The 18,183-nt window shown below is 53.7% G+C and carries 8 protein-coding genes; 1 reads left to right on the top strand and 7 read right to left on the bottom strand.

Annotated elements, in window-relative coordinates:
• Together OEV49_06930 and OEV49_06925 are read right to left on the bottom strand one after the other, a co-directional pair.
• Nucleotides 1-2,298 carry a M1 family metallopeptidase gene (locus tag OEV49_06930; GenBank protein MDH3890802.1) on the bottom strand — a complete coding sequence of 766 codons (2,298 nt, stop codon included), beginning with the start codon at nt 2,296-2,298 and terminating at the stop codon, nt 1-3.
• Between the two features lie 416 nt (nt 2,299-2,714).
• Nucleotides 2,715-5,042: a hypothetical protein gene (locus OEV49_06925; protein ID MDH3890801.1), complete on the bottom strand. Its 2,328-nt coding sequence runs from the start codon at nt 5,040-5,042 to the stop codon at nt 2,715-2,717.
• 553 nt (nt 5,043-5,595) lie between these two features.
• On the opposite strand from OEV49_06925, the gene OEV49_06920 reads away from it, so the two are divergent.
• A complete protein-coding gene (locus tag OEV49_06920) occupies nt 5,596-7,812 on the top strand; it encodes a M1 family aminopeptidase (protein ID MDH3890800.1) in 2,217 nt (738 codons plus the stop codon).
• A gap of 89 nt (nt 7,813-7,901) precedes the next feature.
• Here the strand turns inward: OEV49_06920 and OEV49_06915 are convergent, their stop codons facing one another.
• The 5 genes from OEV49_06915 to OEV49_06895 all read right to left on the bottom strand — a co-directional run bounded on the left by OEV49_06915 (nt 7,902) and on the right by OEV49_06895 (nt 17,546).
• Nucleotides 7,902-8,519, bottom strand: a complete 618-nt coding sequence (locus OEV49_06915) for a class I SAM-dependent methyltransferase (protein ID MDH3890799.1) — start codon at nt 8,517-8,519, stop codon at nt 7,902-7,904.
• Nucleotides 8,520-9,100: 581 nt separating this feature from the next.
• Nucleotides 9,101-11,593, bottom strand: coding sequence for an endopeptidase La (gene lon, locus OEV49_06910; protein ID MDH3890798.1), 2,493 nt, complete (start codon nt 11,591-11,593; stop codon nt 9,101-9,103).
• A 999-nt stretch (nt 11,594-12,592) separates the two neighbouring features.
• Nucleotides 12,593-15,289 carry a DEAD/DEAH box helicase gene (locus OEV49_06905; GenBank protein ID MDH3890797.1) on the bottom strand — a complete coding sequence of 899 codons (2,697 nt, stop codon included), beginning with the start codon at nt 15,287-15,289 and terminating at the stop codon, nt 12,593-12,595.
• 403 nt (nt 15,290-15,692) lie between these two features.
• Entirely contained in the window at nt 15,693-15,908 is a 216-nt protein-coding gene (locus OEV49_06900; GenBank protein MDH3890796.1) for a hypothetical protein, read from the bottom strand.
• 375 nt (nt 15,909-16,283) lie between these two features.
• On the bottom strand, nt 16,284-17,546 hold the full coding sequence (locus OEV49_06895) for a hypothetical protein (GenBank protein MDH3890795.1): 1,263 nt from the start codon (nt 17,544-17,546) through the stop codon (nt 16,284-16,286).
• Nucleotides 17,547-18,183: the final 637 nt, after the last annotated feature.

Below are 18,183 nucleotides of genomic sequence, written 5' to 3'. Positions count from 1 at the left end.
TCACTGATTCGGGCCGGATAGTGGCCCGGGCCACTCCACCTTACCGATCACACAGCCGATCAACGGATCGGGACCGCCGGTAAACATGAAATCGACCAGGTAGACCAGGTCGGCGATGTCAATCTGACAACTGGCATTGACGTCGGCAATGTTCATCACCGGTGGCTCAGGACCGCCGGTGAACATGAAATCGACCAGGTAGACCAAATCGGCAATATCCGGTTCAGCGAAGCTGAGATCGATATCGCCGGGAATTGGCGGCGTAGGTCCCACCCGCAGGCTGTACTCCAATTCGTCGAAGAAACTTCCGAAGTTGTCGTCGGCCCGAGCCGTGAACGTGAACGTTCCGGTGTCGAGTGTCGAACCCGAGATGGACCCATCCAAATTCAGGCTGTATCCGTCGGGCAATGAGCCACCCACCAGCGTGTAAGCCAGGTTATTGGAGCCGCCTATGGCGCGAAGCTCACCACTGTATTCGAAGAACTGCTCCCCATCGGCGAGTCCGTCCACCGGTGTTACGAAATGCAACTGCCACGGCTGGTGCGATTCATATTTCAGCACCCAGTCGGAGGGATCGCACTGGATGTTGTTTGTAGTCGTCGGCAGATTGTAGATGAACATATTCCGGCGCTCGTTGGGCCACAGTTGCACGGTGTCATCCGGTATCGAGGCAAAGTCGAAAAAGAAGTCGACCGGCATTCGAAACACCTGCGGGTTGGTAGTTTGAACTTGTTCCACCAGGAGGTAGAGGTCGTAGCCACCTGAGTCGGATACTTCTTCCAGGTAGCGAAAGTGATAGTTGGGGCGATAGGTGCCGTAAATCCAGTCTTCGAAAAACCAATCCAGTTCTCGCCCGGAGGAGTTTTCAAAAACGTCGCGGAAATCTTCGGTGGTGGCTGCGGCGTGTCTGAACTCCGAGTTGGTGTATGCATCCACGCCGTCGTAGAACAACTGGTCGCCCAGTACGCCGCGAAGCATGTGCAGCACCCAGGAGCCTTTGTCGTATGAGAGTCCTCCATGGAAGATCCCCCACACGCCAGTGGTGTCCCAGTCCTCGACGTAGATCGTGCCGCCGCCGGTGTAGGCCATGTTGTTCATGTAGCTGTGGTAGGCCGCCCAACCGTCTTTTTCCAGAAAGTAATCCGCCTCGGCATAGGAGGCCCAACCCTCGTTGAGCCAGATGTGTCCCCAGGCGCGACAGGTTATCATATCGCCGAACCATTGGTGGGCCAGTTCGTGTATGACCACCGGTTCGGAGAAGCCAAAGTCGGAACCACCCATGGAACTCATGGTTTGATGCTCCATAGCACCGCCCCACTCGAAATTGGCGTGGCCGTATTTCTCGGTGACGAATGGGTATTGACCGTACTTGCCGCTCAGCACCGTGAGTGCATAAGGGGTGATTCCATATTTCGTCAGGGAGTAGGTGTACCGATCCGGATAGACGGCGTGTACGAGGGGCATAGTATCCTGACCGGCGTTGTAGACCCATTCGTCGGTCCACACCGTGTAATCAGAAATGGCCAGGGAAAAAAGATAGGTGACCATCGGATAGCCCACCGACCAGTAGAAAGTATGCGCGTTGGCGCCAAAGGCAACCGTGGAGTCAAGCGTGCCGTTGGAGGCGACGTACAGAGAAGTGTCCACTGTAATGGCAATGTCGAACGAATCGGCTTTGTCATCCATGCGATCCTTGCACGGCCACCAACTACGTGCGAAGTATGGCTCGGAAAGCGATGAGATCACCTTGGAGGTGAAGCGAGTATCAAAGCTGAATCCCTGGAAACCACCTTCAGTGGGATGACCGTGGTAGTAAAAGACCGTCTCAAACTCCTCGCCGGTGTTCCGGGAGGCATCCAAAGTCACTGTGACGACGTCGCCCATACGTGTATACGACAGCGTCCCGGCGGGATACTTTAGCGAGTCGATGAACATGGAACTGTGAAAATCGACCTGGACTTCGGTAACGCCGTCGATAGCCGCCGCCGCGATCATCTTGACGGTGCCGTAGACAACTTCGGTGGTGTCATTGATGCGAATATTGACATCGTAAAACAGCACGTCGTAGTTGGTCTGAGTGTTCACATCCGGTGAAGCTGCGGACATTTTGCGCGCAAACTGTCGGTCGAGCAGAGAGGAGGCTTTGGCCTCCCAAAGCTTCTGATGAATCAGCGAAGGCGGCGCCTTATCCCAATCGATATCCGAGTCTTCGGCATTGCACAAAACCGGTGTAAGGCATAGTATGGCGGTAATCGTAATAGCGGAGAGAAGAGTTTTGAGTCGATCAGCAGCGTACATCGGGGGCTCCATTCAGTAAGTACATTGTTCAGTAGATTAACCACCTGAACATAAGTTGGTTCCGCCTCTCCAGGCGGATGACGTGCTTAGTTAGTCCTCAACTTATTGTAATTACGGTTTTTGTCAAGGTAATACCCTTATCGGCGGGCTTTGTCAATGCTAAAGCGGCGCAGGAACTGCACCCCGGGCCGCAGGGCTTGCTGATAGACCCCTGGCGCCGTCAGGTGACCTGCGTTGCAGCGCTGCTGCTGTCAGATGACTCGCCGGACAGCCATTGGCTGGGCGGCAAGTGTCGGGCCGGGTCGCCCAACACCACCAGCGAGCCAAGCCTTTTTCAACAGGCCCGTAGGGGGCGGCAAACAAAAACGCCGCTCACTTGGTATGAGCGGCGTTTGAAAACTCAGACTTTTATCCGATCAATAGGGGTTACCGCAGGGGATAGGCCCGCCGTTGAACATGTAGTCCACCATGTAAACGAGATCTTCGACATTGATAATCAGGTTGCAGGTCAGGTCGCCCACGTGCAGTTGAGGTTCCGGGCGGGGGCCGTTGGAGAACATGTATTCGACCAGGTAGACCAGATCGGCGATCATGATAATCCCGTCATAGTCATTGTCGCCGTGAAAACGCCAAACCCGCATTCGTACCGAGACCTCCTGGGGGCTGTTGCCGGCCGAGGGCGCTACCACCAACAGAGTGTCTTCGTACTCGCCGAATGGGAACCCGGCTGAATTCATATTGAAACTAAGACCGGCCGGAACGTCCCCGCTAAGGACATGGGGGTAGAGCCAGGGGATACTATCAATCAGCTCCCACTCCATACATCCGCCGTACTTGTTGTATATATCCATTGCCGCCGGTGGCGTGGGTCCGGAGTTCTCCTGAGTGGGGATCACGTAACGATCTATCGGCAGGACGATTTCGGGCGTTATAACACCCTCCAGCACATTGTAACGAACCTCAATGTAAATTGGCGAGTTCGTAGCGTTGGGCGCCGAAACCATAATAGTATCAAGATATGTGTCCACCGGCAGTTCGAGATAGTCGGCCGAAATCGTGAAGGCCGCTGCGGCCGTACCGGTGTCGGGCCAGACTGTAAAGTAATCGGACTCATAGGTCAAGGTTATCGGCATGGGATTGTCGCCGCCGAGATTGGAAACAACAAAGCTTCGGGAAGGCAGAATGCCCAGATATCCCATGCTGCATTCGTAGACGTCAAGGTTTACGGTATCTTTGTTGACATTCATGTAAGCCGGGTTCTCTCTATAAATGAAGTGAATCTCAACCGGGTAGGGTGAGTTGATGGCTTCATTTGAGTAAACCCAAATAGTGTCAAAGTAGTCGTTGGGCGGCGTACCGGCCTGGGCTTTGAAATTGATGTCCACCCCCTGAGGTGCCGTGCCGCTGTCCGGATTCATTCCCAGAATTCGAGGCGAGCTCTCCTCCAGCCAGAAGTTAAGAGTGCCCGCGCCGCCGTTGAGGATGCCAATTGTACGATCGGGAATGGTGGCGACCAAGCCAACGATGACCGTGTAACCGGCCGAATCGGTTTCAATGATCGGCAAATCGGAGCCGACCGACAGGTTCACCGGCACCAGAACCGGATCATTGGAAGCGGCCGGATCGCTCACAACTATGGTATCGTAGTAATCGGCGAAGGCAAGCCCGGTGATATCCACGCTGAGAGTCACATCGCCGGAATCGGTGCCGTTGGCGGGCGCCAGAGACAGCCAGCTCTCTGAGTTGGTCACAGACCACTGCAAGACGGAGGCGCTGGAATTGGTGATAGTCAGCGTCTTCGAAGCCGGGTTGGAACCGCCTGCGATAGCGTTGAAAAAGAACTCGTTCGGTTCGACGGCGATGGCCGGCGCCGGTTCAACAATACTTAGCGTCACCACCACAAACTGAGGTGAATTGGCCGCGCCCGTTGAGACAACTTCGACCGTATCGATGTACTCTCCGGCGCTCAAGCCGATGGCATTCACGCCAACATTTATAGTCTGAACCGTGGTTCCTTGTGTCGGCGTCAAGATCAACCAGTCGGCGTCTTCGTTCAGTTCAAAGGAAACCGGATCGCCGTCGGTGGCCACCTGGAAAGACTGTCCGGCCGGGTTGCCGCTTCCTTCAACAGCGCTAAAACCCAACGAATCGGGCGTGACCACCAGGTCGACCGGCTCCACGAAGTCGGGGTCATGGATCACCGAACCGCCCACATAATTGGGGAAGTAGTCGCCGACACCCTGCCCGCCGACGAATTTGTAGACAGTCGATGAACTGTAGCTTACAGTATCAAACACAATCGAATCATTGACGGTCCAGTTTGACAAAGTGAAGTAATAGGATGCCCACAAGCGGCGAGTGTCATCGGGAGGTATCCCGGAACCGAACAACTTGGCGCCGCCAAACAGAAAACGTTGGTTGGCATTGGTCAGGCCGATGTCGTCATTCTCGTAAACGAAGGGTCCAATCTCAAAGCTGGTGGCCAGCGCACTGGGAACGGCCGAGTCCATCTGAAGATTCGGATTGTCCCAATTGAAACCCATGGTGGCACCAAAAACATCGTTGGAGTCGCTAAACACCCAGAGGTCCATCTGCACCTGCATCTGACTTCCGGCGGCATGCGGCGCCACCGTGACATGGAGGTCAACCGTGTCCGGCGCACCCAGGCCGTCGACTGAAGCATCTGCCGACGCTGCCATCAATACCACCACCAACCCTGTTACAAAAGCCGTTCTAACCTTCATCTAATCTGCCTCCTTGCGATTCGACTCTATTTGTATCCCGTCTGCTTTCCACGGTACAATCCACACTGCCACATTATCGTGTACATGTCTGCAGGGGACTCAGGTGATTACTCGGCCTGACAGTCACCCTGTCTGCGGACCATCATCGGGTCGCTATCCAGAATAAACAAGGAGTCAATCCGGCGGCGGGCGATTCTCAAGTCACGCAATGTAGACTCAAATCATCCGCGTTTGTGCGATCAAATCAAACCAGAGTGGTTGCCTGGCCAACCCGGTTTGGTTTTCAAGTGCGCGTTTAACTCACAATAGAACTTATCAGTTTGACCCGATGATGTTCACTCGTCCTATCCACCAATAAAATACGCCGTCCGCCTCGGTTTTGTCAAGGAATTTTGGCTTCAACCGGTTTGTCGCCTGCTTCAGAGCCCATGGTAATCGAGTCATCGAGCCTATTTGCGTCTGATTTGCGGTAGTTTACAACTAAGGGTAGGAGTATTTTGAAGCCACGGTTATATTGGTCGGGTCTGCAAAATACATACCGGAATGAGGTAACATGACTGCATCGATGACTTGTACAGCCGCAATAGTACTGCTCACCCTTTCCATCCCGGCATTCGCCGGTGACCAGCCGATTCCGCCGACCGACAAGACCCGGTGGTCGGATGAATCACACAGACGGTTGGCCGACGCCAAACGCCAGAGGTTGATGGATAGTCGTTTCACTGAGAAGATGCGGGATGCTCAGGACGCCATGAGTACTCAGACGAACTATGACGTGTTGACCTACGATATCCGAATGAAGCTCGACCACGATGTCGACACACTCTATGGTGCGGTGAAATTTGTCGCCCGGGCCACCGTCGACGGTGTCGCTCAGGTTGAGGTCGACTTCAATGATGGCCGGCAGCTTGATTCGATAGCGATTCCGTCGGGGACGCTGAGCTTTTCTCGGTTGAACAACACCGTGACCGTCGACCTCGACCGTGTGTACGATGCCGGTGAGCAATTCGAGTTTGACATGTTCTATCGTCGGTCGATCTACTTCTTTTCCTTTCAGGAGATCGTCTATCTGACGACTCTTTTTGAGCCTTACGACGCTCGGGACTGGTGGCCGTGTAAGGATCGCATGGACGACAAAGCCGACACTTTTTTCATCGCCATAACGGTGGACACCGGCTTCTATGTCGGCTCCAATGGAACGCTTGATTCGGTGGTTGCTTCGGGCGATGTATGGCAGACTTTTTATTACACCGAGCACTACCCGATGGCCAGCTATCTTTTCTCGCTATCGATATCCCAGTACCAGGTCTGGCACGATGAATGGGTCTACAACGATGAAGCGGATACGATGCCGATAACTCACGCCGTCTTCCCATCGTTCTATTCGTACTCCCTTCCTCGCTACGGTATACTACCCGACGCTCTGACCCTCTTGTCTGAGATGTTTGGACAGTATCCATTTGCCGATGAGAAGTATGGTCATGCCATGAGTCAGGGTTGGGTGGGGATGGAGCATCAAACGATGAGCACCATGGGTACGGCCGAGGGGATTTTCGAACCGGATGTTGTGATACACGAGTTGGCTCACCAATGGTGGGGCGACATGATCACCTGTGAATCGTGGGGTGATCTATGGTTGAACGAGGGATTTGCCACATATTCTGAGGCGCTCTACTTCGAAACCGTTCTCGGACGTCCCTTCTACCATGAGTACATGAACGACATGGCGTATTGGGGCAATCTGACCGTGTTTGTCGGTGATACCACCAGCTACTCAAATTTCTTCTCCAGGGCACAGTATTACAAGGGGGCATGGGTGTTGCACATGTTGCGAGGTGTGGTGGGCGATTCGCTGTTCTTTGCCGGTCTCGACGCTTACGCCAACTCGCAACACAGATGGAACGCAGCTACCACCGAAGACCTGAAAAACATTTACGAGACGGTTTGCGGTGTGGAGCTCGATTACTTTTTCGATCAATGGGTCTATGGTTCCAGTTTGCCCAGCTATCGATGGTCATACTTCCAGGAGGTTTCCGACACTGCCGGATATGATGTCTATCTCGAAGTAAAGCAATTGCAGACTACCGATCCACAGGTGTTCGCGATGCCGATCCGGTTCCGTTTTGGTCTGGTGGACGCTCCTGATGACACGCTGGTTTTGTTCAACGATCAACGAACGCAGATGTTCAAGCTGAACTTCGCCGATGAAGTGGAAAGCTATCTGGTACAATTGGACCCGCTGAACTGGATACTCAGATACGAGACTTTCGAGTCGTGGGATATGCGTATTGTCACCACCCAGGAAGAACTGAGCACACCTCGGCAGTATCTGTTTTATGCGGATACCATCCAAGCCAAAGGCGGTCTGGATAGGACGACGTACACTATCGAGTCCGGCGCCTTGCCCGACGGGTATGGCATAGACTCGGCCGGCGTAATATCCGGCAGCAGTTCCGACACCGGAATGTTCACTTTCACCGTGCACGTTGAGGACCAGCAGGTAGTTGGATATGAAGATTCCAGAGAGTTTTCTTTCAACCTCTCACCGACCACCCTGGTGCCCGGCGACATAGATTACTCAAGTGTTGTTGACGTATCCGATCTGGTCTACCTGGTGGACTACATGTTCACAGACGGCGATCCGCCGCCGATTGGCCAATTGGCTGATGTTGATGCTTCATGCGCCCTTGATATTGGTGATCTCGTCTATCTGGTGGATTACATGTTCACAGGCGGCCCGGCCCCGCTGGTTGGATGTGTAACTTTGTAGGTTCAGACGAGGGTAAGGCACAGACCGGGTCGCCGTTGCAGACGTTCATTCCATGATTTCTTAGCTACCGCGTGTATGTCCTCACTTTTTCACTTGCGCGCCAGAATCCAATAGTGTGTTTCGTCACCACTGTCGACATTTCGGCCGAACACGATACTAAAACCTGCGTCGGTTATCAGCGACTCGGTGGTCGCCGGATCGAAATGGCTCCAGAACATTTTCACACCATAGTAACTCTCAACTTCTTCCCATGCACAACTGCCGACAGATACCAGAAGGGGGCCATCGGTTTTGATAATTGTATGGAAAGATCGAAATATGGCGGCGTGTCTTTCTCTGGGAACATGAAAGATAGCGTAGCATGATATCAAACCATCGAATGATTCCGGTGGAAAGTCGATATCCGTCATGTTCATCTGAACGAAAGAAGCTTCCGGCACGTTCCACCGCGCCACCTTTAGCATCTCTTTCGACACATCGATCCCGACCACCTCGAAACCTTGCTCTATCAGATATCTGGCAACGGGCGTACCTGTTCCGCAACCAACATCCAGTACTCTCGCCTTCGGCGGAAGCTTGGAACAGAATTCCTCCAGTTCGTTCCAGTTTTCGAATTTCTCTCTATCCTTGAGATAGCACTCGGCGATCTTGTCGTATCCATTCCGGACGATTGCGAAGGGATCGGTATCGGGGGAATTCTGTTTCATGTGATTGATATTAGGGCAAGCAGTCCGCGCTTTCAAGTGAAAACCGAGACCAGAAAGTTCACTCTTCGACTCCGCTCAGGGTAAGGTTGGTGGGGCGTTCAGGGTGAGGTGATAAACCACGCTTGTGCGTTACGCGCGCTCTTCGAGACATGCTGCGACCAGCATTGTAGGGCGAGTCCGTCTTTGCCTGCGCGCCGAGGCGTGAACCCGGCTTCCTTGTCTGTCACTCTGGCGCAGGCCAGAATCCAGTCTTGGAATCCAGTGCCCGCTTCGAAGAATGGATTCCGGGTCAAAGCCCGGAATGACGGTACGAAGAAGTTTTGCAAGTCGTACACGGTACCCCACCCAGAGGCTTTGCGTCGGGTGGGGCTCTTTGTCGGACGGAGACGCCAACGCCGCCGGGCGACTCCAAAGGAAGAATCCAGCGTGGCGCGGGATGTCAGGACCGCAAGGGGTCCTGACCTACTGTGGCTTGCCCGTGTCACCCACGGCTTGACCGTGTCATGTTGAGCGGAGTCGAAGCATGAAGGTTTTATTGATCGTTACGCAACAGGAGTTGACCTACAGCCACGACACGAAGGTTACTTCTTCCGCGATCGAGCTGCTTTGGTGCCACCCTTTTTCTTTTTCGCCGGTTTTTTGGCCGATGACTTCTTGGCCTTTTCCATCTCTTCGGCGAAAATCTTTTCAAGGGTAAAAGTAGATGGCGTGAAATCCATCAGGCATAGCGAGAAGAGTTCATCGACACGGCTGATATAAGTGAACTTCGATTTGCGTTGAATCTCTCGCGGGATATCTTTGATGTCTTTCTTGTTTTCAATCGGCATAACGACGTTGAATATCCCGGCCCGGTAAGCGGCTGAAATTTTCTCTTTGATTCCACCTACCGGCAGCACCTTACCGCGTAGTGTCACCTCACCGGTCATGGCGATGTCATTTCGAATCGGGCGCTCCGACATGACCGAGGCTATCACCAGGCAGACGGTCACGCCGGCCGACGGGCCGTCCTTCGGGATTGCGCCCGAGGGAAAGTGGATGTGGATATCAAACTCGTTGAAATCGGAGAAGTCGATGCCCAGAACGTCGGCTTTTGAACGGACATACGAGTGCGCCGCCTGGATAGACTCCTTCATCACCTCGCCAAGCGAACCGGTGGTGATGATGGTCCCTTCCCCTTTCATCTTAAGCCCCTCGATAAACATCAAGTCGCCCCCGGCGCCGGTCCAGGCCAGACCGGTAGCGGTACCGATTTCCGGTTCCTTTTCGGCTTTTTCGGGGATGAACACCGGCGAACCCAGGAACGATTCGAGGTTTTTGTCGTTCACCGTCCAGGACTTCTTTTTTCCCTGGGCCTTCTCAAGGGCTATCCTGCGGCACACTTTCTCTATCTGCTGCGAAAACCCCAACAGACCGGCCTCCTGGGTGTATCCGGCAATGATACAGGCCAGAGTCTTTTCAGAGATTTTGAATTCGGATTTGCGCAGGCCGTGCTTCTTCAACAGCGAGGGGATGATGTATTTCTTGGTGATGACGATTTTCTCCCGCTCGATGTAGCCGGGTATCTCCATCAGTTCAAAACGTGGTATGAACTGTTCAGGTATCTCCTCAAAAGCCCGCACCGAACAGATGAACAGAACCTTGCTCAGATCAAACGGCACTCCGAGGTAGGCGTCGATAAAGCGGGCGTTGTAGCGCGTATCCACAACCTCCAACAGCGCCATGTTAACCGATGACTTGTTTTCGAGATTGAAGTAATCGATGTCTTCAATCAGTATGACGGGATCACACGATCCGGCATCCTTGAGAGCGCGGATGATTTTACCCGGTTGCGCACCCAGAAAAGTCCGGGGTGTTCCCTTGATCTCAGAGACTTCAGAGATACCGCCGACCGAGATGCGAATAAACTCTTTGCCCAGCGCCCGCGCGATGGCCTTGGCCAGCGATGCCTTGCCGGTGCCGGAGGCCCCGACCAGACAGAGAGTAGGACCTTTGTCGATACCGCCCGCGAGTTTGCGGACCGACATCCGTTGCAGAATCTGTTCTTTTATATTGGTCGGACCGAAGTAGTCGGTGGAGATGATCTTTTCAACATCATCGATTTCATAGCTCTCGGGAGTAAGGCGCCCCCAGGGCAGGGCCAGGATCCAGTCGAGATAGTCTTTGGTCACGCCGTATTCAGCCGAGGCCGAAGGCAGCCGCGACAGCCTGTCCACTTCGATGGTGGCCCGGGCTTTCACCTCCGGAGGCAGGTGCGAAGAACGACTGATTACCTCGCGAACTCGGAATGCTTCTTCGGCCTGACCATTGTCGTTATCGGCATAGGGTTGCAAAGCGCGGGCCGGCTGCCAGGGAATATACGGGCTTTGAGTCCCGTCGCTGTGCCGCTCGTTCTTGACGCTGCGCAAGGCACCGGCGTGGGTCAACACGCGGTCCAGGTATCCCAACAAAAGACCATAGCGCAATTGCAGATCGACCGCTTCCAGCAACTCCTGTTTCCATTCAAGTGGGAAATGAAAAAACGACGCCACGCGATCGGCCAACAATGAAGGGTCGTCTTCGATGGCCTTAAGCAGATATACCAACTCCGCCGAGTAGCTGGGATCGAGACGGCTGACTTCATCGACCATCGAGATCACGGCGTCCATACGGCCCAGGTGACTCTTTACATCGCTGGAGTCCAGTTCGAGTTCCCGGACGGCGACTCGCGAGTACATGTCGGAACCGGCCACTTTTTCGATACCGACCCGGCTGAGTCCTTCGATTGTCACCAACAGCGAACCGCCGGGCGCTTCGCGACAGTCACGCACGGTGGCCAACGTGCCCATTTCGTGGATCGGGGACGGATCATCGTCGTTATGGTGCGGTGAAAGTGAGGCAACAAACTGCTGACCGCCCGGCTGGCAATCACCTATCACCTGCAACGACTCTTTGCGCCTGACCTGAACGGTAAACAAATTGTGCGGGAACAGTACGGCCATCCGCAGTCGTAAGAGCGGGCAGTCCACCTTTTGGCCGTCCGGCAGTAGAGGAAGCCGGTAGCGGCTTTTGATTATCATATCTGAGGCCATTTTCATATATATCGACTTTCTTCGGTTTCCCTGAACCGCCGGTTTGCACGGGCTCTGAACCGACTGTGACACTATAGCTTACGGCTCGTCCTTAGTGGCGGCAACATCGGCGCACCGCCGAATCTGGTACTAATCGGCCATCGGTATGACCGGCACCAATATAACGGACTTGGGATCAAAAGGGTCCAAAAAACTCGATGATTTGCGCACAATACTGTCCTTGCGAGTCACGCACATCGAGTGAGGCGGCAGTCCTGTAGGGCGGGTCCGTCTTCGCTTGCGCGCCGCGGCGTGAACCCGCCACTGAAGAACGGCAGAACCAGAAGCGGTTCTGCCCTACAAGATGTATGCTACAAATTGAGCAGGCTGCGTCTATCCACTGAGCTGTAGGGCGTCCGCCGCGGCGGATTAGCGGTTCCGCCATTGAGAAGTCGACAATGGGTGGCCGTCTCAAACCTTGTTTGGGACGGTGGGCGAGCCTGTCTTTCGCGCCACGCGCGTCTTGAGCAGGTATGTGAGTATCCTGGAGTCAAAGGCGCGTAGCGCCAAGAAAGTGATTTATCACCCCCAAACCAAGTTTGATGGTGCCACCCGTCAATAAGCGGCCGAACCAGAAGTGATTCTGCCCTACTGGATTCCGGGTCAAGTCCGGGATCACAATGCGTTGTGGTGGCTGAGTCATCAGACTCAGCTACATACCCACGCGATCTGAAGATCACGCGGACACAATAACCAAAGACGGTTCTGCCCCACAAGATACCTGTCCCGAAAGATGCTTACATGTGTCTGCCCACTGAGTCCGAAGACTCAGCGGGCATATTAGACACACCCTCCGGTTGCGCTCAAGGTGCCGTTACAAAGGTGCAACGCGCAAAAGACAGGCTTGACCGTGTCACCCTTCGACTGCGCTCAGGGTGACATTGGAAACGCGCGTAGCGCGAAAAAGCGATTTATCGCCGCAAAGCGCGAAGAGACCCATTTATGGGCTTGCCTGTTGGCCGTGTGTCAGTTCGCGGCTTTACGGCCCGCGTTGTCGACCAAAGAGCGCACCTCCCAGTCCGGATGGTTTTTGAGGCACTCAATGTTGAGTTGCACCTGAGACGGGTCGACATTGAGCCGGTAGTAACCGAGCCGATTGTTCTCGATCACCGGCCAGTCGCATCTTAGGCTGTCGCTGATCTCGCTTTTCATGCGATAGAGATAGCGCGCCTGGTTGAACCCGATTTCCAAATCCTCTTTGTAGATCCATCCGGACTCGCTGTGCAGTCGTGACCAGGCCAGCTTGGCAAAATACTTGAACGACTTCCCGGTCAACCGGACAGGGAAGCCATCGATCTTTACCAGATACCGTTCACGTTCATAGGCGCCGTCAATCTCGACCGACTGCGGCGCAGTTACCAAAGGCATTGCTCCCTTCTGAACCGGTTGACTGATAATTGCTGCATTGTGGTTCATATCGTTCTCCTTTTTATTAGATGACAAATATTTCTTCAGGTGGTGCAAACTGCGCGTACCTGGGATAAGCCGCGCCAGTTCATTTTCATCAAGCTCCAAAAGCGCCTTGACGGTGGTGATCCCTTCCCGGTACAGTGCCGCCAGAGTGCCACGGGTGAGAATATGACCAACTTGTTGGTACAACGGTTGCATCGATACGGGCATTCCAAAGCGAAGACTGAAAGACAATTCACGCAACTGTCCGATCAACGACGAATCTCGGTCCTCTGCTTCGATCAACGCGGCCAGCCCACAAACCAGATGGGCGACACTATCGCCTAGGGCCATCATCTGACCGAGATGCATCTGAAACTGTTCTTCCAGTTGTTTCACCGGTATCATCCGACGCCACTGTTCGGTCAGCATCAGCGCTTTCATTGATGCAGCGATACGATACGGCAACGGTTCGCTCAAACGGCAATTGCCCAACAGGAAAGATACCTCACCGACGGTCTCACCGAACTGCTGGTAGAGCATCCGCACCGGCAGCCCCTGGCTGTGTTCCCAGTGCGACAACAGACCGGGCGGCAGATTCCAGTCGGGCGTGCTCAAAGCCAGAGCAATCCAGCCGACATCGTCGGTTGGCCGATCCTGTGCAAGTTGTCTTCTGAGGTGGATCGCTTGTTTTACCGACATACCAGACACCGCCGCTGCCTGACCGGAGGCCGTGACACTCAGACGATCGGTCTCATCGCATCGAATCAGATCGTTGTCGAGCAGATTTTGCTGCACCGATTCAAAATCGATGGGCAGACTGTTCTCGGTGGCGTAAAGAGTTTGCTCAAACAGGTTGCCAATATCATTGCTCTTTTGCACTAACCCGGCGGCAATCGAATCCAACAGCCAGTCTGCCCACCCGGTAGTGGCCAGCGCCGACTTGATAGCTTCGGGCTGGTCGGGGGCGATATAGTTCTCCCACAGGATATCGCGATCAAAATCGGTCTCGGCCAAAACCACTGCACGACCGGGTTGGCCTTCCCTGGCCAAACCCAACCGTCCGGCCCGACCGGTCATATTATCAAATTCCGAGCGAGTCACCGGCACCAACGATGCCCCCCCACCGTATTCACCGGAGTCATACTTGACCGTCTCCAGATAGACGGTATCAGCCGGAAGGTTGACGCCCATGGCCAGCGTGGTGGTCGAAAAAATCGCCCGGACCTCTTTGTCGAGAAAGGCCTGCTCGATAATGGCTCGCTGACGGCTGGACAGGTCGGAATTGTGAAAGGCCACCCCTCGGCTTAGTGCCTGTTTTAACGAACGAATCAGAAACGATGGTTCTTCTTCATCGAGCGCCTGAAGCGCCTTGGAAGCAGCCGGCCAGTTGACGGCAGCGGCTAAACGAAAAGCTGCATCGACCGTCTCGCGACGTGATTTCAAAAAGATCAATGTGGAACCAGAGTTTTGTTTCAACGCGCGGATAAATCCGGCCATCGGTTCCTCGCCCATTTCAGTTTGTTCAAACGGTTCAGATCCGTCCAACCCGGAATTGTAAAAACGATAACGGAAGGATCCCTCGGCCGCCACGCCACGGATCAGATCGACCGGGCGGCTGGTCTCTTCGACCAGTTCAGCTTCCAGCCACTCAGCCAAGCGACCGGCTGAGGCGGCGTTGTCCCCAATTACCGCCGACAGCCCAAGCTGCGAGGGAGTGTAAACCGAGGCCTTGATTTTGGTGAGAAGTCTTTCCAAAAGAGCTCCCCGCCCCGGCTGACCGACTGTCTGTAGTTCATCGATCACCACCAGCCCGATATTTTTCAGTGCGTCGAGTTTGGCTGTCAATAATAGGTCGAATTTTTCGTAGATGGCCAGTGCAACTCGGTAGTTCCCTTCGGCGAACTTCTTGTCGTTTTCAGGATGGTCGGAGGTGACTACCAAACAGTCGATGCCAAGCCGTCCCAATGTATCCTGCAGGACTTTGTGTTTTTGTTCGACCAGTGATTTGAGCGGAAACAAAAACAGCACCCGCTGTCGCGCCATCAATGCTTTGGCGGCGGCCAGTTCGGCGCAGAATGATTTGCCCGACGACGTCGGCGCCGAGACAATCATCCGCACCGGATCGTGCTCACTGCCGGACTCTGAGTTACCGAGGAGTCCTTTGCGCACGGCGCGGCTTTGTACCGGCAGTAGTGATTCTCCCTGACGTTCACGCCAGAGGTCGATCAGTTTTGATGGTATCCCATATTTGTCAAGATCACTTAGTCTCACCAGGCAAGCCTGTTTCTCGCGCTACGCGGTGATAAATCACTTCCTCGCGCTTCGCGCGTTGTTAACCATGCTGTAACAACTTCTGTCATTCTATTATTTCCTTAACCTCACCCTGAGCGTCGCTTCGCTTTAGGTGGGGTACCGTGTTTGCTAGACAGGCGCGAAGCGCCAAAGACCCACTTGTGGGCTTGCGGTGTCACCCTGAGCGGAGTCGAAGGGTGATCGGTAAACCTGTTTCCTTAAATCGTACTTCATATCCCTGTCATTGCGAGCGATCCCGCGTTTCGCGGGGAGCGCGGCAATCTCTCTTTCGGAGTCGAAGGGCCTTGAAACCCGGACTGAAGTCCGGGCCACCCGTCCGACGAAACTTGGTGGCGAAGCCACAAGAGCACCGCTTGCGGTGTCAAACACCGCAACCTCCGAAACCGCAAAGCGGGCAGCTAAAACAGTTGCCCAACCGAACCATCCCGGCGCCGCAATCGGGACAGGTGGCGGCGTTGAGATAGCTGTAGTTCTCCGCCTCGGTGGGTGAATCCACAAAAGCAGCAGCGCTACCAACAGAATAATCTTCAACCAGTTCAGCTCCCTGATAGGGGTACGACCGTCCGATTTCAATCATATTGGTTTCCTTTCCGAGGTCTGTTGTAGATTATCGGCTCTGGATAAGAATACTGCACATTTGTGCAGTTGTCAAGCGAAATATGATAAATTGTCACTTTTTCTTTATGGTGTTATATGTTGTGGTCTATGTGGTTAGGAGTACAAGATGTAGGGGCGGTGCTAAATCACCCATAAATGGGTTTCGTGCGCTTCGCGGCGATAAATCGCACTCGTGCGCTTCGCGCGCGGCTGGGTTGCAGGAACGCAGCCTAGACGGTATGTAGTTGTTCAGCTGGGTCCTGGTCGCGCCGCAGGCGTGAGTGTGACCCTGCTGTCGGAGCCAGCGCAGGGTCTCACCCCGCTGAAAGCGGGGAAGGACCCTGCACAACAGCAATCATTTCTGATTGTCACTCGACGAAAACGGACTACTGCCAAAACGGAACATTAGCGACACAAAGAAATCTGTGGCCCATCGCTTATCATGTACTTGATCGAAGTCGAGCGATTCCGTTACGGAGCGATCGGCATCCGCCTTATACTTACTCCTCAACTCATGCACCTGATGAACCGCCACTCCGAATCCAATGCCCAAGTTCCTCTTGAACGACACAAACGATCCAAAGGCCACACTCATAGTTTCATTTGCTGTACCGATGCCACCCATGAATCCAAATTCCGGCTTGGTCGAGTTTCTGGAAAGATACCATGCAGCGAAAACTGTGGGAGAATAGTCCAGATCGCCCCAACCACGCATATCATTGCGCACGATTTCATAGCTACCGGAATCGATCTGTCGCGAATGATATTCGCTGCCTTTGTTGAATCCGTTCGTGATAAACGAAAATCCATACAATATCTCAAAGTGTGGGAGTTCACCTGTTGAGAGGGTAAACTCCCAAGTCTGGATGGTAGTATCTACTTTGTTCTTGCGCTCAGTGATTTCTGGACGATTCACTTTGATCGTTACTTGCTGGTCTTTCTTGAGCACAATCGTGTTTTCCAAACGACGTTCAGTCAGGTGGCGAAGCCGTGCAAGTCCCTCTTTCAGAAACGTCACAGTTGTTTCTGAGCAATCTGGATGTTGCCCGTAAAGAATCTCAGCCTTCAGCTCGGCTCCTCTCAGCGTGGTAACTACGTCCGCCTCATCCTTCAGGTTCTCCAATTTGCCCCCGAGAGTCACTATAATCTCACTCGCCTCCTCTAAGCATGATGGTGGAGCTACGAACGAAGCAGATGCGGAATCCGCGGACGCAGCAAAAGCGCTCAGCACTTTCGAGAATTCAGTCACCGAGAGAGGCTCAGGCCTGAGTGTTATCGTTTCAAATTCGTAGGTATATGAGTAAAGGGGAACAGCGTTCTTGAGTACTATTTCAAACTCCTTGTCAGGATCAATAGTTATCTTTTGGTTTTTCCCCGCGAGGTCGAAAGTGTAGACCACTTTCTTGCTCTTGGCGACCTCTTTCTTTTTCACCTTCTCAACCGGTACTATTTCCACCTCTTGGTTGGCCCCGGTGAGGTTGAAAGTGTAATCGCCTTCTTGATCAGGTTCCTTCGCCCTGGCCTCATCCGCACGGGCCACCGACGCCGACATGAGAATCAACGCAATCATGATCCAAGTGTTCTTGCGTATCCATTTAGACATCTTCCTAACGTCCATTGTCTTCTCCTTTTGGTAAATTGATACTAAAGCGGCTCATTCCACCTCGTTTTCTATTTAGCTCAGAAACACCAATTCCATCTTTCTCCCTCTGGGTTACCATTTTCCATGCTATCTCAGGAGCACATACCAGACCCACAAGACACACCGGTCCGGTCATACCGTCCAAATGCGGCAAGCAAGTAGGCTCCTCTGTTCCCTATTGCAATAGTTGTCTGACTTATTAGCCTCGCAAGTAATACGTAAGAAAACATGGGTCCGTGAAGTACTATTTAGACTTTTTTGATGCCGCGGCATTTGGTCGATAGAGAGATAGGTATCTTTGTCGAAACCCGTCCCTCGACTCCGCTCGGGACGACCCTTCGGTTCAGGGCTTTCGACCTACAAGACTGGATTCCCGCCTGCGCCAGAATGACAGAGGGGGAGGATTGCACCGGCGAAGCCGTTTTGCGCGCTTCGCGCAAAACCTCATGGTGAGCGGAGTCGAACCATAGGCAAGCCTGGTTTTTGCGATTTTCGCGCTTCTGGTGCACCAGGTGGCGAAGCCACAAGAACACGGCTTGGCCGTGCTGTTTTAATTGATCGCTCACCCGTTGTCACATAGTATAACCTACAGATGGATATGATACGCCAAAGA

The organism is Candidatus Zixiibacteriota bacterium, from assembly GCA_029860345.1.
In the GTDB taxonomy this organism is placed as follows: Bacteria; Zixibacteria; MSB-5A5; order GN15; family FEB-12; genus JAJRTA01.
Note: the sequence above shows the minus strand (reverse complement) of the source record. Positions and strands in the feature narration are given on the sequence as shown.

Coding starts and splice junctions, on each gene's coding strand:
- OEV49_06920 (MDH3890800.1), top strand. CDS start 5,596: ATGACTGCATCGATGACTTGTACAGCCGCAATAGTACTGCTCACCCTT.
- OEV49_06915 (MDH3890799.1), bottom strand. CDS start 8,519: ATGAAACAGAATTCCCCCGATACCGATCCCTTCGCAATCGTCCGGAAT.
- OEV49_06925 (MDH3890801.1), bottom strand. CDS start 5,042: ATGAAGGTTAGAACGGCTTTTGTAACAGGGTTGGTGGTGGTATTGATG.
- OEV49_06900 (MDH3890796.1), bottom strand. CDS start 15,908: ATGATTGAAATCGGACGGTCGTACCCCTATCAGGGAGCTGAACTGGTT.
- OEV49_06895 (MDH3890795.1), bottom strand. CDS start 17,546: ATGGACGTTAGGAAGATGTCTAAATGGATACGCAAGAACACTTGGATC.
- lon (MDH3890798.1), bottom strand. CDS start 11,593: ATGAAAATGGCCTCAGATATGATAATCAAAAGCCGCTACCGGCTTCCT.
- OEV49_06930 (MDH3890802.1), bottom strand. CDS start 2,298: ATGTACGCTGCTGATCGACTCAAAACTCTTCTCTCCGCTATTACGATT.